Below are 22,537 nucleotides of genomic sequence, written 5' to 3'. Positions count from 1 at the left end.
TCACAGCCATCACGCCGTCAGCTGAGAGACTACCAATTAGACAAGCATTGGTAGTTTCTCACCGCTCGCCATCACCGCCTCTTGATGCCCGTACCCTTAACATTTAAAGACCATGAACTCGTCCATTCCAAGAGGGGAGCCAGCCTGACAAATGAAACACAGGCTGATGGAGGACTTGCAGTGATCCCTCACTGCAACGATACCTCACCTTACTAATGGCATCACCCACATATCAAAACTCCGACTCCCTTTCGTACCGCCCGCCATTCCGAAGGTTAGCGCCAGTTCGCCATTATAACGGATGACCTCCAGCCCTTCAGGCTCATAAGTCCTGGGCTTGCCCTTCATTAACTGGTTTGAGCTGGCGCTGGGCAAATCATCTATCGCGATGGTCCCACCTTCCAAGCGATATGAACCTAACAGCTTAGTTTGATTGGCCCTTCCATTACCAGAAAGAACAAAAACGGTATTGCCTACTACTGCCAGACCTTGACGCCACTGTTTATGATCCTGCTGGGCGTCGTCGAGCATCCACGTATAAATCGGTTTGATGGCGCCACTTTCCCTTCCAGACTCAACTACATCTCGGCGATTATAAACATTGACTTGCTGAAGACTATCCTTCCCTTTCCCGACAGTCCCCATTGTCACCAGATACTTACCATCCACTGAAACCGAGCTAAAGTAACCTCTCACTGGAGTAGCAGATAATCGATAGTCCTCAACACCTTCTATCTGGCCTTCCTCATTCATGTTAAATCGGACCACGCCTTTTCTAGCGCGGTCAGGCAACCATAACTCTGCCCTACCCTCTTGAATACTTAATGACAAATCTTGCGGGTGAGAAAACTCCTGCGACGGGCTTGAGGTACGCTCACTCAAATAGGGTGCAACAGGTGGAAATTCCGAAATAATCACAGTTTCTGGCTTTCGACCAACAGATGCAGTCGCCAACCACTTGCACTTTACCTCATCGAATGCAAATGACTGAATTAATGCACCCGCATATTGATCGTTAAAATTAAAGCTCCCCAAATGCTTAATGTTATCAGCAACCGGTGTCGCAGGTCGAAAGTAGCCTTGCGTCATCGCGAGAGGTAGTTTAGCAACTGATGGTTCACATGAACCTGCGTCAGCTAATGCCGCCCACCCAGAGAATCCGAATATAGAAGCAATAATGACACTTCTCTTCGCCAACATTGAATTCCTAAGCTTCATACCCACTCCTTCCAGCTGAGGCAATTAAATTTTCCGCAGTGATACTTCACATCACTCACACAACACCTTAACCCGCAATATTGGTAAAGCATAGGGTATCTATCAGAGGTAGAGGCAAGAACAGTTCATGAAATTTTGTTTAACATTCCATTATCGTACTGCACCTCTACACCCGAGAAAGAACAGGCACCTGAGCGCTGATAACGACTAAAAGTTTCGCAGCTTTAAAGCTTCGACAAATGAGACAGGGAATGTCTTGAGCGCAGCTGCGTGAGTTGCTTGTGGCGCTGATGAGGACCTGTGTCGACAAGTCACTACAGTGTTTGACGGCGGCTTTAGGCAGGACGCGCCCGCTAGATCGCAGGTGCGTTTTTTCATTTGGTAAGCGCCAGGCAGTTATCCATGCCTGACGCAGCTACACACCAATCAGTCGAAAATTTCAACCACACCCACGATCTCATTGGCGTGATTAGTCACAGCCAGGGCGCGGATTTTATTGTCGATCATGTAGGCTTCCGCTTCGGACAGCTGCGACTCTTCCCTGATCGTGTGCGGGTTACGCGTCATGAACTGGTCAACATTGCTGCCGGTGACACCCTGGTTCTGCAGCAGTGCACGACGCAGGTCGCCGTCAGTAACGATGCCCACCAGCACACCCTGGTCCAGAACCACGGTCAGCCCCATGCGGCTTTCGGTCATGACCAGAAGGCAGTCGTGAAAACTGGTGGCCGGGGAAACGATAGGTGCCGGGGAGTGCATCACATCGCTGACGCGAGTCAGCAATTTGCGGCCCAGGCTGCCGCCCGGATGGTAGCGGGCGAAGTCCATCGGCTTGAATTGAATGGCTTCGATGATGGCGACGGCCAGTGCATCGCCCATGGCCATGGTGGCCAGGGTTGAAGTGGTCGGAGCCAGGTTGTTCGGACACACTTCGCGTTCGACGGAAATGTCGAGCCAGATGTCTGCATGTTTGGCCAGGGTCGATTTGCCATTCCCGGTCATGGCAATGATTTTGTTGCCAAAGGATTTCAGGCTCGGAATCAGCTTGATCAGCTCTTCGGTCTCACCGCTGTAACTGATCAAGATCAGCACATCAATCGGCTTGAGCATGCCCAGGTCGCCATGGAAAGCTTCAGCCGGATGCAGGAAGAAACTCGGAGTGCCAGTGGAGGCGAAGGTCGCGACCATTTTTTGACCGATCAGGCCAGACTTGCCCATGCCGCAGACCACTGTACGTCCTTTACAACCGAGAAGCAGTTCGACAGCGCTCTGAAATTCACCATTGAGACGATCAGCCATTTGGGTAACAGCTTGTGCCTGGGCGATGAGGGCTTCTTTTGCGATAGCGAGGTGATTCATCTTTTTGACTTTCGTCCTTGAAGTGATGGAATGGGAGGGGCAGAGAATTTTAAGGGTTTTGTAACAATTAGCAAACTCACGTTACATACGCCCGTTTAGTTTTTTTGATTGGAATTCAGTTCTGCCAAGAAAAATCGGCCTGACAAGTAAACTTTTCGTTGTACCTGAGTTCTCTATCACTCAGCATATTGCTACCAATACCGCAGTAAGTCGGACGTACGGCATTCGCCTAAGTTGAAACCATGAATTCGGATCTACACCCTCTGCAGGGCCGCAGAACACTTTACCGCTGGCAGCACGGTCAGTTGCAGGATCATTTACGTGCGCTATTGCCACAATGGCGAATACAGCCACTGACCATCGTTAGCCAGGATCTGGACTCCAATGCCTCCTTCGTCAACTACGTGCGCCACCATCAGATAACTGATCCCGGCACGGGTATGACCGTGGAACTGGTCGAAAAGTCCATCCGCAAGATGTTTTTTATTGGCAGCCAGGAAGCACGCTTTTATCGGCAGCGGGACATGCTCAATGCCAGTACGCGATTTCAATACCCGGCCTGCCTGGGAGTGATTGAAACGCCGTGGGAAAGCCTGATCTTTACTGAATTTGTGCGCGGCAAGCCGCCGCGCATGCCAAACATTGCACCGCAACTGGCCCTTGGCATTGCCGAACAGGAAGCACTGAGCCACGACTACCTGAGCCGCCAATCCGCACACAAGGCCCCCCTGTTCTGGAGCATGGACTTTTACCGCCCGTGGTTTCTGTTGCGTCCGCGGTTCAACTTTGCACGCTGCCTGCCCGAACTTGAGCGGCTCGGACAGAGCGATGAGCGCTTCAGTGGCCTGGCGGAAAAATTCAAGGCCTTTACTCCGCTGCTGGCACGGCTGAGCAAGGCAGCGCGTCGTAGCCCCAAATGCATTAGCCACATGGATTACCTGCGCAAGAACCTGTTTGTCGACAAAGGCCAACTGCTGTTGATCGACTGGAGCGAGGTCAAGGTAGGACGCGTCGGTTTTGACGGCGGGGCCTACTTGAGTGCGTTGTTCCGACGAAAGGATATGCCGCTGTTCCTCAAAGCACAGCAGCAATTTATAGACACTTACCGCCAGGCACTGCCCGCGCATTTCAACCCCGATGATGCGCTATGCAACCTTCACTATATATTCCTGCTCAATGCTTTATTTCACTGCTTGCGCTCAGAAACCATCAGCGAGTACCAAGAGAAGAAACGCATGCCTTTGCTGCGACAAAAGTATGACTACCTGCTCGGATTGCTGGATAAACAAGAGCAAATCGCCACCATACACCCTCTCTGATTTTAAGATTATTCCTACATACAACCGATAAAAATCAGGCTACCCACCCCTGATTTGTATTAATATCCGCGCCTCATATTTTGTCGTCCAGCCCTGCTCGACGGCTTATCCCGCAAGATACTTCCAACGGATTTCTGTTTCACGCTTATGGATGAAGCTATTCCTCTACCGCGCTTGCTAGTCCTGTCCAAAGGTGCTCAGGGCATATCCACCCTACCCGCGCTGCTGCCCGATTACGTGCTGCAAAACGGCACTGTGGCCGACATTTGCAAAGCCGATTGCGTGATGGCCTGGGGACGCAAGCCGAGCGCAATCAAAGCCCTTGCAATAGCCTCGCGCGCCAATTTGCCGGTCGTTACCCTGGAAGACGGTTTTTTGCGCTCCATGGGGCTGGGCGCTGATGAGCCACCACTGTCGCTGATTGTTGATGATCTGGGTGTTTATTACGACGCCAGCGCGCCTTCGCGCCTGGAACAATTGATCGGCACCCCGCTCAGCCAGGCCGAAACCATACGCGCCAGAGCGCTGCAGCAGCTATGGCAACAACAGCGGGTGTCCAAATACAACGACGCACGCATCGAACACCCTGAACTGCCTGATGATTGCGTGCTGCTGGCGGATCAAACCTTTGGTGATGCATCACTGCAAGGTGCCGACCCGCAAGCGTTCAACGCAATGCTCGAGGCGGCGCTGGAGCGCTACCCAACCAGCACAGTGCTGCTCAAGGTTCACCCCGACGTGGTCGCGGGCCGCAAGCAAGGGCATTTTGATCTGGCGGCACTGGCAACCCACCCTCGGGTGCAAGTGCTGGCAAACCATGTTCATCCGGCCGAATTACTGCCACGCATGCGGGCCGTGTATGTAATGACTTCGCAACTGGGCTTCGATGCCCTGCTGTGGAATGTGCCTGTACATACCTGGGGCATGCCGTTTTATGCCGGCTGGGGGCTGACACAGGATCGCTTGCCACCGCCTTCACGCCGCCACCCGGTCAGCCTTGAGCAACTGGTGCATGCCAGCCTGGTGCGCTATGCACGTTATGTCAGCCCCGAAACCGGGCAGTCATGCACGCCTGAGGTGCTGATGCACTGGCTGGGTCTGCAGCGCCGCCATCGCAGCGTGTTGCCGGCCTCGGTGCAGATGCTGGGCTTCAGCCGCTGGAAAGAGTCACTGGCAAACCTGTTTTTCAAAGGCTCGGCGATTCAATTCATTAAGTCTGAGCAACTGCTGGACCCTAGGCTGCCAACGGTATCCTGGGGCTGTAAGCACGACACTGAACTTACGGCACACCCACACCCGGTGAACCGGGTTGAGGACGGTTTTCTACGCTCGGTCGGACTCGGCGCGGGCAAGACCAGGCCTCTGTCCTGGGTCGTGGACGACCTGGGTATCTATTACGACGCTACTCGCCCGTCGCGCCTGGAACGCATCTTGCTTGACGATCCCTTTGAAGATTCGTTGCAGATGCGGGCACAGGCCCTGCGCGAGGCTATTTGCCATACAGGGGTAACCAAATACAACTTGCCCGGCGAGCCCTGGGCGCGACCTGCCGAAGCCAAACGGGTGATTCTGGTCACAGGGCAAGTGGAAGACGATGCATCGATCCGCTTTGGCGCCAACCGCATCCGCAGCAACCTGCAATTGCTGCAGACGGTTCGCGAACGCAATCCCGATGCCTGGATTTTGTACAAGCCGCACCCTGAAGTACTGGCCGGTACCCGCGCCCGCGGCAGTGACGAAGCGCAAACGGTGGACTGGTGTGACGAAGTAATCGGCAACGCGCCGCTGCAGCACCTGTTTGAAATAGTGGATGAGGTGCATGTCCTGACCTCCCAGTCCGGCTTTGAAGCCTTGCTCCGCGGAGTGCCTGTAACCACCTATGGCCAGCCGTTCTATGCCGGCTGGGGCTTGACCCGAGACGAAGACCTGCATCCGGGTGTGCAAGCACGACGCACACGGACCCTGAATCTGGATCAACTGGTGGCGGGTACATTGTTGCTGTACCCCACCTACGTCAGCCGCATTACCGATTGCTTTACCACCGCCGAGCAGACTCTTCACGAACTACAACACTGGCGCGCGTCACCGCAGCCTGGAGCAACTAACAAATGGCAGGATTTGATACAGCGCTTGAACAGTTTGTTGGGCAAAATGCGCCTGAGAAACTGAAGGCGCGCGTACCAAATCCTTTGGCTGGGCCTGCCTCTCGCAGCTTTCTGTTTCTGCAAGGCGTCAGCTCTCCGTTCTTTGCGCGTCTGAACAAAACGTTGCGCGATAATGGCCAACAGGTGCAATGCGTCAATTTCAATGTGGGCGACGTGCTGTACAGCCCTGGCGCCCGTACATTTTGCTTGGCCCATGCAGCGGAGCTGGAGTCGTTTTACAGGCAAACATTTCACAGTCTTGGCGTCACCGACCTGGTGCTGTTCGGTGACTGTCGCCCCGTGCATCTCCCCGCCATCGCACTGGCGCGCAGCGCGGGCATCAGGGTTCATGTGTTCGAGGAGGGTTATTTCCGCCCCTACTGGGTCACCCTGGAACGCGGCGGGGTCAACAACCACTCGCAACTGCCCAGCGACCCGGACTGGTACCGGGAAGTCGGCAAGTTCGTTCCGCGCTACGACAACGGTACTGCGTTCAAGCAGTCGTTTGCGGCCCGCGCCACCCACGACGTGCTGTATCACTGCGGCGGCGCGCTGAATAAATTGTTCTTTCCGAACTACCGTACCCACGCCCCCTTCACGGCTGCCACCGAGTACGCTGGGTATATACGCCGTGGCGCGCGCCTGCTGCTCGCCGGGGCCCGCGATGACGCCGTGGTGGAAGAAGTGGCCCGCGAGCGCAACCCGACGTTCCTGCTCCCCCTGCAACTGGACAGTGATACACAGATCAAGGATCACTCCCCTTTCAATAACATGTCCGAAGTGATCGACCATGTGCTGGCTTCGTTTGCCGCCCATGCGCCAGGGGATGCACGGTTGGTGGTCAAGGACCATCCGCTGACACCGGGGCTGGTGAACTATCAGCGCATCACCAAAAACCTAGCCAAACACTATGACGTAGCCGACCGGGTGGACTTTCTCGACAGCGGGCATATGCCCACGCTGTTGTCGCATATTGCCGGGCTGATCACGATCAACAGCACGGCCGGCGCTTCGGCACTGTTGCACCAGCGACCGACTTTCGTCCTGGCCAACCCGATTTACGCCCTGCCCGGCCTGACGCAACCCGGAAAACTTGAAGATTTCTGGACCCATCCGGTCAAGCCGGACATGACCCTGTTTCATCATTTCCGCAATACGGTGATCCACACCACGCAGATCAATGGCGGTTTTTACTCGCGCAGTGGTATCGACATGGCCGTAAACAAATGCCTGGACGTGCTGATGGCAAAAACATCGAGAATCGAAAACTTCCTATGACCCAACGTTCTACCCCCCGCTGTATTTTCATCACTGGCGCTACTGGCGGCATCGGCGGCGCACTGGCTCCGGCCTATGCCGCACCAGGGGTGACCCTGATCCTGCAAGGCCGTCGCCTGGACCGTCTGGAAGAAATGGCCGCTGAATGCCGCGCTCTCGGCGCCCGTGTATTGCTTGAGCCGATTGACGTGCGTGAACTCGATGAATTGCGCGCCATGGTTCGCCGCATCAGTGACGCCGAGCAACCCGATCTGGTGGTGGTCGGTGCCGGAATCAATATCGATATCGGTGCTCAGGGCCAAGGCGAGCAATGGGATGAAACCCGCGCCTTGCTGGAAATCAACGTGATGGCTGCTTTCGCCACGGTGGAAGCCGCCTTGCCCGCAATGCGCGCCCGTGGCCATGGGCAGATTGCGCTGTTCAGCTCTCTGGCCGGGTGGCGCGGCTTGCCGGTGACGCCCAGCTACAGCGCGAGCAAAGCTGCTATCCGCGTGTATGGCGAAGCCATTCGCGACTGGCTGGCTCCGGAGGGCGTGAAAATCAATGTGATAGTGCCCGGTTATGTCGAGTCGAAAATGTGTTTTGAAATGCCCGGGCCCAAGCCGTTTCTATGGAGCGCTGAAAAAGCGGCCAATCGTATCAAGCGCGGTCTGGCGGCAAATCAGGCGCGTATCAGCTTCCCCTTTCCGCTGAACCTTGGCACCTGGCTGCTGGGGGTGATTCCACAGCGCCTTTCTTCGTTTATCTTGCGCGGTCTGAATTACAGTGAGTGAGTTTTCCATCCTGCACATCAGTATTGTCGGCCTGCTGCTGACCATTGTTCTCGAACGCCTGCTGATTCCGCGACCCGCCCTGCGCCGCCCCTTGAGTTGCTGGTTGCTGCACACCGGTGTCTGGTGCGTAAGCCTGGCAGTGCTATACGCTTTGACCGCGCGCCCGTTGTTCAGCGCAATCAATGTGGTACTGGGGTGGTTGTTGATCGTGATGGTCAGCAACGCCAAGTACCACTCGCTGCGCGAGCCATTCGTGTGTGCCGATTTCGAATACTTCAGCGACGCCGTACGCTTCCCGCGCCTGTACCTGCCATTTTTCGGCATCGGTAAAGCCGCGCTGCTGGCAACCGGTTTTATCGCCTACCTCTGGGCAGGGCTGACCTTCGAGCCGCAAGTGGCCGGGGGCCGGTTGGATGCGCTATGGCTGGGGCTGGGCGGATTGATCCTGCTGAAACTGGGCCATCGCTCCAGCGTACCGAGCTTTGATGCCAACGCCGATATTCAGCGCTGGGGGCTGGTGGCCTGCCTGTGGCGCTATTTTTGGGCCGCCCGCAAACCGGTTGATCCTGCAGCGCTGGCCTCACCGTTCAATCAGGGCAATATCGCAGCGCCTGCCGCGCCATTACCCGACCTGGTATCGGTGCAGAGCGAGTCTTTTTTTGATGTGCGTGAACTGTGGTCCGGCGTCAAACCTCAGGTATTGACCGAGTACGATCGCCTCACGCAAGAAGCTCTGGCGCGGGGCAAGCTGCAGGTTGCCGCGTGGGGGGCCAATACCGTACGCACCGAATTCGCTTACCTCACGGGTATACCCGGCGAACGCCTGGGGGTTCACCGCTTTAATCCGTACCGTGTGCTGGCGCGCAAGGGCTTGCCGAGTCTGGCCAGCCACCTCAAGACACAGGGCTATCGCACGGTGTGCATTCACCCGTTCCATGGCAGCTTTTATGGACGCAACAAGGTGTTGCCCGCGCTGGGTTTCGACGAATTCATCGACATACAAAGCTTTGATGAGTCACAGAAAGCCGGGCCGTTTATTGGCGATTGCGCCGTGGCGGACAAGATACGCGAACTGCTGCAAGACCCGACCCGCACACAACCCCTGTTCATCCACGCCGTGACCATGGAAAACCATGGGCCGCTGCACCTTGAACAGGTTGAAGCGGCGCAGTTGCCAACCTGGTTTGACCAGCCACTGCTGCAAGGCATGGATGATCTCGCCCCCTACTTGCGCCATATCGCCAATGCCGACCTGATGCTCGGCAAGCTGCGCACGACCCTCCTAGAACAACCCAACGAAGCACTGCTGTGTTTCTTTGGCGATCATGTGCCGATCCTCCCCGATGTCTATCAAGCTATTGGCGAACCCGTGGGCGACACTGACTACCTGATATGGTCCAACCGCCGCCCGCTCAACGTCACCCCAAGCCCGCTGCAGGTCGACAGGCTGGCCTGTCATTTACTGGCCTGCGCTGCTCAAACACCCTCCACCCGCGGAGCCGCGTGAGGCATGGTCCCCATCGTGCAGGGTTCGAGCCTGACGCCGGACCTGCTCACCGATCCCGGGCTGTCACGCCTGGTGACAGAAGGCCGGGGCTCGCTGGCCTTCATCATCGGCAATGCCGCCTGCCGCCAACGCTTGCTTGGCGCCAGCATTCATTGGGACCGCATACTGCTGGCCTTTGAAGATGGACAAGCGGTGGGCTATGCCGCACTCAAGTATCAGATGCGCGGGCCGTTTGCGTTGCGCGTCAAACCTTTTGTTCGCGAATTTGGCTGGCTCAGCGGCACACTGCGGTTCGCCGCGTTCTGCCTGAGCGAGTGCCGAGAATGGCGCTACCCGTTCCTGCTGTATGGCTTGCGGGTCAGCAGGTCGGCACGCAATCACGGCATCGCCAGCGCGCTGCTGCAGGCGTGCAGCAAACATGCCGCGACCCGAGGGTTCAGGGCTGTTTATCTGGAAGTACCGCTGGCCAATGACCGCGCTCGCCACCTGTACCTGCAAAACGGCTTTAGCCTGCTGCGCAAGCGCTGGGTACCATGGCCGCCCGTGCGCACCATGCGCCGTTATGTGGAGACTCAGCCGTGAACGGTCTGGACACCCCCTTCATGCCTTTGCAACCGTTGGTTGAAGGGCCCGGCTGGATCGGCATCATGTCGCAATGGGTGGCGTGGAAGGTCCTGCATTTACCGCAATTTCTCGGCCCGGAAGGGGAGCCTTTCTGGCTCTGGCAGCGCGGGCAACGTGCGCCCAAAGGCCTGAAAGCTATCGCCGGTATCGGCTATAAACAATCATCGGCTCATGCGCGGGTGCTGTGCCAGCGCTGGGGCCTGACCTACATCGCACTGGAAGACGGCTTTCTGCGCTCTTCGTCACTGGGTATCGAAGGCGACACACCGATGTCGATGGTGGTCGACCCGGTGGGCATCCACTACCTGGCAGATCGCCCTTCCCTGCTGGAAAACATTCTTCAGTCCCCCGACAGCCTTCGCCCTGACGAACTGCAAAGCGCCCGCCAGTTGATCGAATTGATGCGCCGTACCGGCATCGGCAAATACAACAACGCACCCGACCTCGACCCCGCCGATCCGCTGGGTCGCGAGCGGCCATTGATATTGGTCGTGGATCAAACCGCCGGGGATTATTCGATCCCGGGCGGCGGTCTGTGCGAAGCCGATTATGTACGCATGCTTGACGTGGCCATTAGCGAAAACCCGGACGCCGAAGTCCGCGTACGCATTCACCCGGACTGTATTGGCGGGCAAAAGCCCAGTTGCCTGCTCGCCGCAGCAACCGCAAGGGGCGTAGCGCTGGAGAGTCGGCCCGTGTCCTGGGCTTCGTTGGCACGGCGTGCGCGCCGGGTGTACATCGGCACCAGTCAGGCCGGGCTGGAAGCCTTGATTCAAGGCGTACCCGTGACCTGCTTCGGCCTGCCTTTTTATGCAGGCTGGGGCCTGACGGACGACCGCATGCCAATCCCGCGGCGTCGGGCACGACCAGATCTGGTGCAACTGGTGGCAGCCGCTTACATACGCTACAGCCGCTATGTCGATCCACTCACCAGCCTGCCGACCGATGCCCTGACCATTGCCCGTCAGCTGGCGCGGCAAAAAGCACAGGATGCCGAGTTTGCCGGGAACATCACGGTGCTCGGGATCAAACGGCATAAACAGCACAACCTGCGGCGTTTTTTCAGTAGCCGCTGGGGTCAGTTGAAGTTCAGCGCAGACAGCCCGATACTGCTGGCAGAAGTGGCCGCCCAGAGCGGCACCTTGCTGGTATGGGCGGCCCGCGAACCGGCCAGCCTCAAGGCCCGGGCGCAGGCCTCGAACGTACCGGTGTTGCGCATCGAAGATGGTTTTCTGCGTTCCAACGGGCTGGGTTCGCTCAACGCCCCGGCGCTCTCACTGGTACTCGACCGCAGCGGCATTCACTACGATGCCAGCGCGCCTTCCGACCTCGAAACCCTGCTCGAACAGGGTGCTTTTGACCCCGCTACGCTGGCTGAAGCCGCCCGCTTGCGCGAACGGATCGTGGCGCTGGGCGTCAGCAAGTTCAACCTTAAAAGCAACGCCGATCACCTGGTACGGGCACGTCCGGGCCAGCGCCGGATTCTGGTACCCGGCCAAGTGCAGGACGATGCCTCATTGCGCTGCAGTGTCACCCACCTGCACGACAACCTGGCGCTGCTCAGGCATGTGCGCAGCAACGCTCCGGATGCCTGGATCGTGTACAAGCCGCACCCGGATGTCGAAGCGGGCAAGCGTCAGGGCAGCCTGAGCGAAATGCTCTTGCACGAACTGGCGGATCAGGTGTTGCCCGGTGCCGACATCACTCAGCTTTATGCCCAGGTCGATGAAGTGCATACCATCAGTTCCACGGCCGGCTTCGAAGCCTTGCTGCGGCATTTGACCGTAGTGACCTACGGCACCCCGTTTTATGCCGGTTGGGGGCTGACCCAGGACTCGCAGCCCTTGCCCCGCCGAACCCGGCGCCTGAGCCTGGATGAGTTGGTCGCCGGCGTCCTGTTGCGCTATGCGCGCTACGCCGACCCGCACACAGCTTTGCCCTGCGATGCGTGGCATGCCCTGGCATGCCTGTCGAACCCTTCCCCGCCACGCCTGAGACTTCAGCCGCGTGTTCGGGCACTGCTCAATTACACCCGGACCATGCTCGGATTCCCCCGTGCAGCGGTTCCGCTAAAGGATTAGTCCATGCCTGCTTCATTAAAGGATCTGGGCCGTTATGCAGCGCTGCCATGGCATTGCCTGCAACTGCTGACCCACGCTAAATCGTTCGAAAACAACCCGGTGTTGGGCAGCCCCCGACTCAATGCCATGGGCTTGCACGTGCAACGTCGCCAGATTGCCATGGCCATGGCCGCCATGCGCCGCCGGGCACTGGCATCGCGAATGAACCCGGCCGAACAGGCAAGCTTCGAGGAGCAGGGATTCTTCGTGCGCGAGAACGCCCTGCCCGCCGAGCAATTTTCGGCCTTGCGGGCCGAACTGGGTGACTTGCGCAGCACCGGCTGGGAAATGCGTCAGGGCAAGGCGGTGACCCGCCGAGTAAGCCTGGACCAGGACGTGCTGGCACAAAACCCGGCCACCGCAGCCTTTATCGCTGACCGCAGCGTGCGTGATCTGATTTCCTATGCTTCATCCAACACCGGCGGCATCACCTATCAACTGCAGTCGATCGTGATCGATGCGGTGAATCCCGAGGAAGACCCGCAAACCCGCCTGCACACCGACACTTTCCATCCGACCGCCAAGGCGTGGTTGTTTCTGGATGACGTGGCCGACGATCAGGGGCCGTTCAGCTATGTGCCGGGGTCCCATCGCCTGACGCCCGAGCGATTGGCCTGGGAGTATCGTCAGAGCCTGGGCGCAGCCTGTTCACCCGAGCAAATGCACCGCGAGGGCTCGTTCCGGATTTATGAGAATGAATTGGCCGGGCTGGGTTTGCCGCCACCGCGGCGTTTCGCGGTACCCGCCAATACTCTGGTAGTGGCTGACACATCGGGTTTCCACGCCCGCTGCCCGAGTCTGCGCCCGAGCCACCGGGTGGAAATCTACGCAAGCCTGCGCCGCAACCCCTTTATCCCGTGGCGCGGCGCCCACCTGTTCGCCCTGCCATGGATTGCCAACCACCACATGCGCTGGGACATTCGTCTCAAACGCATGATGGGGTTTGATAAACGTAGCCATTGGCGGTTCATCGAACAGCTCAATGCCTATGAGAAGCCCTTTATCTAGCCTTTGTGGCGCCGCCTGAACCACCAGCCAGGCGGCTTGCTGCACAGCGTTTCAAGGTGCTGCAAGCCGGCAGCTCAATCCAGCCGTGCCAGCTCTTCTGCCACGATGGCCACGGTACGGCTGATCTGCTCTTGCGTGTGCTCACAAGACACAAAGAAGCGCACCCGCGCGGTTTTCTCCGGCACCGCCGGATAGAGGATCGGCTGAGCGTTGATCCCCCGTTCAAACAGGGCGCTGGACAGTTGCCCCGCCTTGAGCGAGCTGCCGGTAATCACCGGTATCACGGCCAGCCCGGTGCTGGTTGCCGTATCCAGCCCGGCCGCCCTGGCCAGTCGCAAAAACTGCTCGCCACGGGCCTGAACGGCCTGTACTCGCTCATGGTCATTGATCAGGCAGCGCAGCGCCGCCAGGGCCGACGCAGTGACGGACGGAGGCAGGCCCACACTGTAGAGAAAACCGGGCGCCAGAAACTTCAAATGCTCCACCAGCGCCGTATTACCCGCAATGTAGCCACCGCAGCTGGCGAGGGTCTTGCTCAGGGTTCCCATCCAGATGTCTACGTCATCTCCGGCCAGGCCGAAGTGTTCACGTATGCCCCTGCCTGTCGCGCCCATGACACCCAACGAATGAGCCTCATCGACCATCAGGAAGATTTTGTGCTTGCGTTTGAGCTCGACAAATCGCGGCAAGTCCGGATAGTCGCCGTCCATGCTGTAAATGCCTTCGACCACCACCAGCACCCGTTCAAAATGCTGACGTTGCTCACCCAGAATGCGGTCCAGCGCTTGCCAGTCGTTGTGAGCAAAGCTCAGGCGGCGGGCGCCCGAAAGCTGAATGCCCTGCAACACGCTGTTATGCACCAACTCATCATGCAGCACTAAATCCCGCGGACCGAACAGATAGCCGATGGTGGTGACGTTAGTGGCATGACCGCTGACAAACACAACCGCGTCATCAACTTCATAAAAGCTGGCCAGCTCACGCTCCAGCTCGCGGTGCAACGGTCGATCACCGGACACCACGCGGCTGGCCGACACCGAAGTGCCGTAACGATCTATAGCGTCCTTCGCCGCCTGAACCACCACCGGATGCCCGGAGTAGCCCAGGTAGTTGTAACTGGCGAAGTTCACATAATCCTGGCCACCAATACAGGTTTGGGCACCTGCCAGCCCGTCATGCAGACGGAAAAACGGGTTTCCCAAGCCCATGCGTGCTGCACTTTGTTGCAGGAACTGCATCTGCTGATAGCCGGGATACAGATCGAAACGGTAAAACGCCTCGGGAACTTTCAGTGCCGCCTGCTGCGCTTGCTCAAGGGTCGCGCCATTACTGTCTCCTGCGCCGTTGCGACGGCGCTCCAGTGCTTGCTGGATCAAACGCTGCTTGATACCCCCACTCAGACCCCCGGGTGTTTTTGCACTTATCTCACTCAAGCAGGTATCACTCACTGAATCAATCGGTTAGGTGTTGCAACACTTTCGGCCACTGCGGCCACTTGTTCGTGGGTCATGTGCGTGCCGTGACTGGCCAGCACACTTTCGGCCATGGCAGCAGGTGCCGACGACTCGTTGGCCGGGGCCTCACCGCGCAGCAGGCTCAAAATACGCACGCTGAGCTTGTCTATGCTGGAGCTTTCGCTGAGCTCCATGACCGGCAGGCGAACGCCAAAGCGCTCTTCCAGAGCCACGATCAGTTCGACACTCATCAATGAGTCCAGCCCCAGTTCCTGCAACGGCCGCTGTGTGTCCAGGCGCGCTGCGGGCAGGCGCAGAATTTCACAGACTTCGTGCTTGAGCAGTTCAGCAAAGCGCTCCAGCAGTTGGGCATCGTCCAGCTCCACAAGCATGCGCTGTATGTCTTCGGCGTCGTTATCGTCTTCCTGATCACCGCCGTGGGCGCGCACCAGTTCCAGGAAACGCGGGGACGCAGCGCTCGGCAGGAAACGCGACAAGGCTTTCCATTCCAGCTCCAGCACGCCAGTGCCGTCATCGCCGTTGAGCAACATCTGCTCCAGATGCGACAACGCGACTTCGGCCCGCAGTGCAGCGCCGCCCATACGGCTTTGCAGCGCATCCTTGATCTGTTCGTTGCGGGCCAGAAAGCCGACATCGTCAATCGCGCCCCACAGCACGGCGGTGGCCGCCAGCCCTTGAGCACGGCGATAGCGGGCCAGCGCTTCAAGCCAATGGTTGGCCGCCACATAGTTGGCCTGTCCAGGGTTACCGAACAGAGTGGTGGCCGAGGAGAACATCACAAAGAAGTCCAGCTCCAGCTCACGGGTGAGTTGGTGCAGGTATTGCGCGCCCTTGGCCTTGGGTTCCAGCACGCGTTGCAATTGCTCGGCGTCGAGATTACGGATCAGGCTGTCATCGATGACGGTGGCCGCGTGCACCAGGCCCCGTAACGGATACGCACTGGTTGCGATGCGTTCAAAGACACTGCGCAGCTGAGCTTCATCGGTGATGTCGCACGCCACCGCCTGCACATCGATGCCTTGTGCATGCCACAGTGCCAGACTTGGCTGGACCTCGAGACTGGCCGCACCACGGCGGCCCAGCAGCACCAGATGCCGCGCCCCCTTGTCCACCAGCCACTGTGCGGTACGCAGACCAAAACCACCGACCCCGCCCGTGATCAGGTAAGTCGCTTCGCCACTGAGTTGCAGCCCCTTTGCAGGCTGGGCACGGGTTTCCACCAAGTGCTCGATGGGGTTGCCATAGGTCACGACGATCTTGCCGATCTGACGGGCCTGCTGCATGTAGCGGAATGCTTCGACCACTTGATTGGCGTCGAACTCGCGGTACGGCAGCGGGTGCAGGATGCCTTGCTCGAACAACTGCATCATGTTCCCGAACAGGCGTCGGGTCAGGTCCGGACGCTCGCTCATCAGCTGGTCAGCGTCGATGCCGAAGTAGCTGATGTTGTTGCGGAACGGGCGCAAGCCGATACGGGTGTTCTGGTAGAAGTCGCGCTTGCCCAATTCCAGGAAGCGGCCGAACGGTTTAAGGATTCGCAGGTTACGGTTGATCGCCTCACCTGCCAACGAATTGAGCACGACGTCGACACCACGTCCGCCCGTCACTGCCAGCACCTCATCGGCATATGCCAGCGAGCGGGAATCGAAAATGTGCTCGACGCCCAGCAAGCGCAGGAAGTCGCGCTTTTCGTCACTGCCGGCGGTAGCATAAATCTCGGCACCGCACCATTTGGCGATTTGAATCGCGGCAATACCGACACCACCCGCAGCACCGTGGATGAGGATTTTTTCACCCGGTTCCAGACGTGCCAAGTAATGCAAGGCGTAGTACACGGTGAAGAACGTACTCGGAATAGTCGCAGCCGCTTCGAACGACATGCCAGCCGGGATTTTCGCCACCGCGTTGGCGTTGGTCACCAGACGGTTTGCAAAACTGCATGGACCAAAGCCTACGACCCGGTCGCCCGGAGCAAAATCGCCCAGGACTTCAGCGCCCTTGCCTTGCACCACACCGGAAAACTCAAAGCCCAGGGTCGGGCCGGAGAAACCATTTTCAATGGCTTCATCGGACAACAGCCCCAATGCAAACATTACGTCACGGAAGTTCAGACCGGTGGCGCGAACGGCGATATCCAGCTCGTCCACGGCCGGCACAGCTGGATCGCGTACTTCCCAACGCAGGTTGCGCAATTGACCCGGCAGGTCAAAGCCCAGGCTGATTCGAGTGTCCTTGCCGTCTACTGCCTGGGCCTTTTGCGTCAGAACCCGCAGACGCGGCACATAACGTTGACCGTCAGCCGTGATTGCCATCTCGGTTTCGCCATCGGCATGCAACAGCGCAGGGATCACGCTGAGCAAAGGCGCGTTGAGTGCCAGGTCCAGCAGGCGGATGCGGCAGCTTGCAGACTCATTGGCCAAGGTCCGGCCAAAGCCCCAGAAGGCCGCATCGGCAATGGCGTTCACATCCGATGCGGGTTCGGCACCGTACCAATGACCGGCCGCACCACGGCTGAGCAGCCAGCAAGTCGGGGCCATTGCCAACGACTCGCAAGCCTGAACCAGCGCGGCCGCCTGCATGCAGCGGGCACCTTGTGCGTCCAGACCCTGTGCCGCGTCAAGCCCGGCCAAGTGCACAACATGTTCCGGGGCCTGAGCCAGCGCAAGCAATTGCTGCGCCACGGCCCGGGCATCGCCCGGCACCAGCAGGTTCACCACCTGGCCTTGCTCACGCAAGGCCGCCAGCAGTTGTTCAACGCCCCCATGCTGCTGTTCCGCCAGCAGCGCCCAATGCTGCACAGCTACTTCAGGTACAACCTTGCCCGTGGCTTCGCCTTTGCCGGCGAGCAACAGATAGCTGCCGCAGGCATTGCCCGGCAACGCCTCAAGGGTGTGGCTCAGGGTCAGGCCGTGACGTTGCAGTTCAACTTGCCAGAATGACGGACGCTGCTGTCGCGACAACGCCTGCTCAGGACCTTCCAGCCACCAGTCACTGCGGGCACCGAACACAAAGTCAGCACAGCGCGTCGGGTGCTGCGCCAGCACCACCACTTCGCCATGGGGGTTGAGATGGCTTGCAGCCTGGCGCAGCGCCTCGCCCACGGCATCCAGTGGCGCCAGATCGCTGGGCACCAGCACCCAGTCAAAGTTGCTGGCATCACTGAGTTGAGCAAAGTCAATCAGGTTCAGCGCCGGGCAATCTGCCCGCAGCATCTGCGCCAGCTCAGGCTCTTGCACGCAGTAGCTATAGTCGACGCGATCAAAATCGATCCCGGCGTACAGTGACTCGGCAAACGACGGCCCGCCCAGGCCCAGCTCCAGCACCCGCAGACGCTGCCCGTCAGGCAACGCTGCCAGGCGTTGCGCGAGGGTATCGCGCGCACCGGCCAACAAACGTTGTTGGCCAGCCGAACCCAGTACCTGACGCAGCAGCATGGCACCACTGGTTTCGCGGGGCAGCAACTGCTCAAGGGTCTGTTGCCCGTCAAGCAATGCCCGCAAATGGCGACCGATGCGGCCCACCGAATGAATCAGTTGAAAATGCTCCGGATAGCTCTGGAACAGTTCTTGCCAAATAGCCTGGCTGGCAGGACGCTCACCGCTGTCGACGATGCTCACACCGCCGCCGGCATCGCGGCTCAGGCTGCCGTCTTCCAGGCCCTGACGCAGCAAGGTGCTCAGATAGTGACTGGAAACGCCATCCTGTTGCGACCACAGGCTAATTTGCTCAGCGCTGAGTTGACCGCCCGCCTGTTCGATCAGGTCCTGCACGAAACTGGCGCACAATACATCCAGCAATGGCTCGACTTCGTTCAGGTAGCGCAGCTGCGCTGGCTCATCACCCAGGGTCTGAAAATGCGTCAGTAACGGCGAGCTGTCGATGGCGACCCGCTGCACCGGCGTGACCTGGCCAGGAGCAGCCATGCCCACGTGGGCCATGTGCTTGATATCACCGTTGCGGTCACGCTGCAGACGCACACCGCGAAAGCGCGCGTCCTTTATCGACAACACGGCAGCGCCAGTGGCGTCGAACAGGGTGAAATCCACCAGTAACGAATGCTCAGTGCGTTTGAGCTGGCGCACCTCGGCCAGGCACGGCACGCCGCCCGCCTTGCTGTAGGCAATACGCCCCAGCTTCACTGGAATAAACGCCAACCCCTTGTTCGTGCCGGGCTGGCCCACCAGCAATTCGGTAATCAGCTGGAACGCGCCATCCAGCAATGCCGGGTGCACGAACAGGTCGTCCATTTCAGGACGGATAACCTCAGGCACGCTCAATTGCGCGAGGATGCGGGCCGGCTCGACCCACACTGCCGCGACGGTTTGATAAGCCGGGCCGTAGTTCAGGCCCACGGCACAGGTCAGCGCCAAATGCTGTGCACCGGTAAAGTCCGCCGGGCGTGACGGCAAGGCCGGTGCACGCCCGTCCAGCATCACGCCTCGGGCTTCACCGGGAAGACGCGCCACCACGTGCTGTACCCATTCTTCGTGCTGGGCATGGCCGCGGGAAGCAATGTGCAAGGTGCCATCAGCCGGTTCGATATTGATGCGGATTTTTTTGCTGGCGTCATGGCTGAGTAGCAGCGGGTTATGAATTTCCAGCTCTTCGATGTCGACGAACTCGCCCGGCTGGTGCTGCAAGGCCGCCGCCAGCGCCAACTCGCTAAAGCCTGCACCAGGAAACAATACGGCTTCACCGACCTTGTGATCGCCCAGGCTAGGGAACAACTGGGTATCGAGGCGGTTTTCCCACGTCAGCGCACGATCAGGCAGCAAGTGACCCAACAAAGGGTGCACACGCTTGCGTTGCAGTACCCCGAGCGACTCGGCGCTGACCGGCAGGTAGAAGTGTTCGCGCTGCCAGCTGTAGTTCGGCAGATTCACGTGGCGCCCGGTCACCGGGAAATGCGTTTGCCACTGCGGTTGCGCACCGGCAATCAGCAGTTTGGCAACGCTGCGTTCCAGCAGGAAAACGCTGTGATCCTTGCGCAACAATGTGCCAATCACCTGGCCTGAGCGCTCGGCGCCCGTCAGTGCATCAGCCACATAGGAGCGCAAAATCGGGTGCGGGCCCACCTCGACAAACAGGTTGAAGCCCTGCGCCACCAGTGCATCCATCGCGCTCTGGAACAACACCGGCATACGAATGTTCTGCCACCAGTAGTGGCTGTCCAGACTCTTACCGTCCAGCTCGCCGCCAATCACGGTGGAATAGAATGGAAGAGTGGTACTGCGCGGGCGAATGTGCGCCAGATCAGCAATCACTTGCTGCTCTATAGGGTTCATGCTCGGGGAGTGGAACGCGTAATCCAGATCCAGCAGGCGGATAAACACCTGGCGCTCGCTCAGCACTTGCTCAAGCTGAGTCAAGGCTTCCAGCGGACCTGCCACCGTGGCGCCACGGCTGCTGTTTTCGCCCGCGATCACCAGTTGCTGGTCCAGCCCAAGTTCCACCAGCACTGCCGCAGTCGCTTCGGCGCACAGGCCGACAGCGGCCATACGGCCAGTACCACGGGTCAGCCCTTGCAGACGACTGCGATGGAAAATGACTTGAGTCGCGTCTTCCAGGCTCAGGGCACCACTGGCCCATGCGGCCGCTACTTCACCGACGCTGTGACCGATCACCGCGCACGGATGAAAACCTTGCGCCGCCAGCACGCGGGTGACTGCCACTTGCAAGGCAAACAGCGCAGGTTGAGCGATCTCGGTACGCACATAACGGTCGTCGCCGTTTTCACCCAGCAGCTCGGCCCGCAGCGAATAACCGGCCAATGGCTGGAACAGTGCATCGACTTCGGCCACGGCCTGTTCAAACACAGGGTCGCCGAGCATCCCCCGGCCCATGCCTTGCCATTGCGAACCGTTACCCGAATAGATAAAGACCGGGCCCTCGGCGTTGTCCAGGGCCTGACCTGCCTCGACCACTGAGCTCAATTCGCTCAGGCTCGGATCCTGGGCGTAGTCGGCCAGAGCTTGCGCAGCCTGGGCACAATCGGAGCCAATCAACAGCAGGCGATGGGTGTGAGCATCACGGCGAAACAGGGTTTGATAGGCGACGTCGTAAAAATCGGCCTCAGGCCTGGACGCCAGATAATCAGCGTAATCCTGAGCCGTAGCACGCAAGCCTTCGGCGTCTTTGGCGCTCAGCATCAACGGCAGGCGGCGCACTGGCGTTGACTCGCGGGAGGCTGCGACAGGCTCGGCACTTTGCAAAATAACGTGAGCGTTGGCGCCGCCAAATCCGAAAGAGTTGATACCGACAGTCAGTTGCCCTGCAGCCTTGAGTGGCTGATTGGCGGTGACTACCTGCAGGTTCAGGTCGGCAAACGGAATCGTCGGATTGAGTGCGTCGCCGCCGATGGTAGCGGGCACCATCCGCTCATTCAGGCAGTTGAGGGCCTTCATCAATCCCGCCACACCCGATGCTGCCTCGAGGTGCCCAAGATTGCTTTTAACAGACCCTATCGGCAGCGGGTTACCGGCGCCACGGGCCTGGCCCAGTGACTCGCCGATGGCCCGACTCTCAATGGGGTCACCGACTGCGGTTCCCGTGCCATGGGCTTCAAGGTAATCCAGCTGCGAAGGGTCAATTCCGGCCTTGGCGTAAACGCCTTTAAGCAACGCCGCCTGAGCATCGGCGCTGGGCAGCGTCAGACTCGACTTGCGGCCATCGGTATTCACAGCGCTGGCCGCAACCACGGCCAGAATCGGGTTGCCATCAGCCAGGGCCTGATCATAGTCCTTGAGCAAGAACAGTCCACCGCCCTCCGAACGCGCATAACCATCACCGTTCTGATCGAACGACTGGCAACGCCCCGTACGCGACAGCATTGAGGCCTTGGCAAAAATCATGAAGCCGAACGGGTGCATGTGCAGGCTGATACCGCCGGTCACGGCCTGGTCGATATCACCACTGAGAATTGCCTGACACGCCTGGTGGAAGGCAACCAGTGAAGAAGAACATGCGGTGTCGATGGCCATGCTCGGGCCACGCAGGTCATAAAAGAAGGACAGACGATTGGCGGCAATACTCATGGTATTACCAGTGGCCGTTGCCGCGTCGATGGACGCCATGTCATCGACCACACGGTAAGCCTGCTCGACGCTGGCAATACCCAGGTAAACGCCACAATTGCTGCCCCGCAGGCTAGACGGTTTAACCCCTGCGTTTTCGAAGGTTTCCCAGCACATTTCGAGCAACATTCGCTGTTGCGGATCCATCATCATGGCTTCGCGTGGCGAAATGCTGAAAAAGCCCGCATCAAAAGCAGTGATATCGCCCAGAGAGCCCGAGGCGAAGGTATACGTGGAGGCCGGACTGGCTTTGTCAGGATGTAAAAACTCGGCATGTTCCCAGCGGGAAGCATCGACCTGGGTCACCAGATCGCGCCCCTCTATCAGGTTCTGCCAGAAACTGCTGGCCGTGGAACCGGGGAAACGGAAAGAATTACCAACAATTGCTACCTGCCTACGTTTTGTCAAAACCATTCCTTAAAAATACTCATGACCACCATCCCATCCTATCGATGGCTGCATGCCGAGCATGTTCATTGCCGGCAAGTTGTGGAGCGTCGCCTGGAGGTTGTCGATATATTCGCGACTGACTTGCTGCACACACGGGACGAATAAAATCTATTGTCGTACTACTTTTAGGATTATTCCTAGATACATTTTGAATAATACTCGATCCGTGGCATCAGGGAAAACGTCTTG

Annotated in this window: 12 protein-coding genes; 8 read left to right on the top strand and 4 right to left on the bottom strand. The window is 58.8% G+C overall.

Features of this window, described 5'->3' with window-relative positions; translation table 11 throughout:
* Positions 1-204 precede the first annotated feature (204 nt).
* Together WG29040_RS15310 and WG29040_RS15305 are read right to left on the bottom strand one after the other, a co-directional pair.
* Positions 205-1,218, bottom strand: a complete 1,014-nt coding sequence (locus WG29040_RS15310) for a hypothetical protein (RefSeq protein WP_010657300.1) — start codon at positions 1,216-1,218, stop codon at positions 205-207.
* Positions 1,219-1,644: 426 nt separating this feature from the next.
* A complete protein-coding gene (locus WG29040_RS15305) occupies positions 1,645-2,577 on the bottom strand; it encodes an SIS domain-containing protein (RefSeq protein ID WP_010657301.1) in 933 nt (310 codons plus the stop codon).
* Positions 2,578-2,819: 242 nt separating this feature from the next.
* Between WG29040_RS15305 and WG29040_RS15300 the strand changes: the two genes are divergently transcribed.
* The 8 genes from WG29040_RS15300 (at position 2,820) to WG29040_RS15265 (ending at position 13,350) form a co-directional block, all read left to right on the top strand.
* On the top strand, positions 2,820-3,896 hold the full coding sequence (locus WG29040_RS15300) for a phosphotransferase (protein WP_232286880.1): 1,077 nt from the start codon (positions 2,820-2,822) through the stop codon (positions 3,894-3,896).
* A 147-nt stretch (positions 3,897-4,043) separates the two neighbouring features.
* Positions 4,044-6,065, top strand: coding sequence for a capsular polysaccharide biosynthesis protein (locus tag WG29040_RS15295; protein WP_127196479.1), 2,022 nt, complete (start codon positions 4,044-4,046; stop codon positions 6,063-6,065).
* Entirely contained in the window at positions 6,005-7,318 is a 1,314-nt protein-coding gene (locus WG29040_RS15290) for a capsule biosynthesis protein (protein WP_127196478.1), read from the top strand. The genes WG29040_RS15295 and WG29040_RS15290 overlap by 61 nt, the downstream gene beginning before the upstream one ends.
* Entirely contained in the window at positions 7,315-8,091 is a 777-nt protein-coding gene (locus WG29040_RS15285) for an SDR family NAD(P)-dependent oxidoreductase (RefSeq protein ID WP_010657305.1), read from the top strand. The genes WG29040_RS15290 and WG29040_RS15285 overlap by 4 nt, the downstream gene beginning before the upstream one ends.
* Positions 8,084-9,598: an LTA synthase family protein gene (locus WG29040_RS15280; RefSeq protein WP_127196477.1), complete on the top strand. Its 1,515-nt coding sequence runs from the start codon at positions 8,084-8,086 to the stop codon at positions 9,596-9,598. Before WG29040_RS15285 ends, WG29040_RS15280 begins: the two co-directional genes overlap by 8 nt.
* A 3-nt stretch (positions 9,599-9,601) precedes the next feature.
* Positions 9,602-10,180, top strand: coding sequence for a GNAT family N-acetyltransferase (locus WG29040_RS15275; protein ID WP_127196476.1), 579 nt, complete (start codon positions 9,602-9,604; stop codon positions 10,178-10,180).
* Positions 10,177-12,303, top strand: a complete 2,127-nt coding sequence (locus WG29040_RS15270) for a capsular polysaccharide biosynthesis protein (RefSeq protein WP_127196475.1) — start codon at positions 10,177-10,179, stop codon at positions 12,301-12,303. Before WG29040_RS15275 ends, WG29040_RS15270 begins: the two co-directional genes overlap by 4 nt.
* A gap of 3 nt (positions 12,304-12,306) precedes the next feature.
* On the top strand, positions 12,307-13,350 hold the full coding sequence (locus WG29040_RS15265; protein WP_003446039.1) for a phytanoyl-CoA dioxygenase family protein: 1,044 nt from the start codon (positions 12,307-12,309) through the stop codon (positions 13,348-13,350).
* A 74-nt stretch (positions 13,351-13,424) separates the two neighbouring features.
* On the opposite strand, the gene WG29040_RS15260 is transcribed toward WG29040_RS15265, so the two are convergent.
* Together WG29040_RS15260 and WG29040_RS15255 are read right to left on the bottom strand one after the other, a co-directional pair.
* Complete coding sequence (locus WG29040_RS15260) at positions 13,425-14,774, bottom strand: aminotransferase class I/II-fold pyridoxal phosphate-dependent enzyme (protein ID WP_127196495.1); 1,350 nt, start codon at positions 14,772-14,774, stop codon at positions 13,425-13,427.
* Between the two features lie 20 nt (positions 14,775-14,794).
* On the bottom strand, positions 14,795-22,306 hold the full coding sequence (locus WG29040_RS15255) for a type I polyketide synthase (protein ID WP_127196474.1): 7,512 nt from the start codon (positions 22,304-22,306) through the stop codon (positions 14,795-14,797).
* Between the last annotated feature and the right edge of the window lie 231 nt (positions 22,307-22,537).

This window comes from Pseudomonas sp. PAMC 29040 (assembly GCF_003994535.1).
GTDB lineage: Bacteria > Pseudomonadota > Gammaproteobacteria > Pseudomonadales > Pseudomonadaceae > Aquipseudomonas > Aquipseudomonas paraversuta.
This window is presented reverse-complemented; position numbering and strand designations above follow the sequence as displayed.

What these genes read in the sequence shown, in the direction of transcription:
- WG29040_RS15290 (WP_127196478.1), top strand. Translation starts at nt 6,005, where the DNA reads ATGGCAGGATTTGATACAGCGCTTGAACAGTTTGTTGGGCAAAATGCG.
- WG29040_RS15275 (WP_127196476.1), top strand. Translation starts at nt 9,602, where the DNA reads ATGGTCCCCATCGTGCAGGGTTCGAGCCTGACGCCGGACCTGCTCACC.
- WG29040_RS15295 (WP_127196479.1), top strand. Translation starts at nt 4,044, where the DNA reads ATGGATGAAGCTATTCCTCTACCGCGCTTGCTAGTCCTGTCCAAAGGT.
- WG29040_RS15305 (WP_010657301.1), bottom strand. Translation starts at nt 2,577, where the DNA reads ATGAATCACCTCGCTATCGCAAAAGAAGCCCTCATCGCCCAGGCACAA.
- WG29040_RS15310 (WP_010657300.1), bottom strand. Translation starts at nt 1,218, where the DNA reads ATGAAGCTTAGGAATTCAATGTTGGCGAAGAGAAGTGTCATTATTGCT.
- WG29040_RS15285 (WP_010657305.1), top strand. Translation starts at nt 7,315, where the DNA reads ATGACCCAACGTTCTACCCCCCGCTGTATTTTCATCACTGGCGCTACT.
- WG29040_RS15300 (WP_232286880.1), top strand. Translation starts at nt 2,820, where the DNA reads ATGAATTCGGATCTACACCCTCTGCAGGGCCGCAGAACACTTTACCGC.
- WG29040_RS15265 (WP_003446039.1), top strand. Translation starts at nt 12,307, where the DNA reads ATGCCTGCTTCATTAAAGGATCTGGGCCGTTATGCAGCGCTGCCATGG.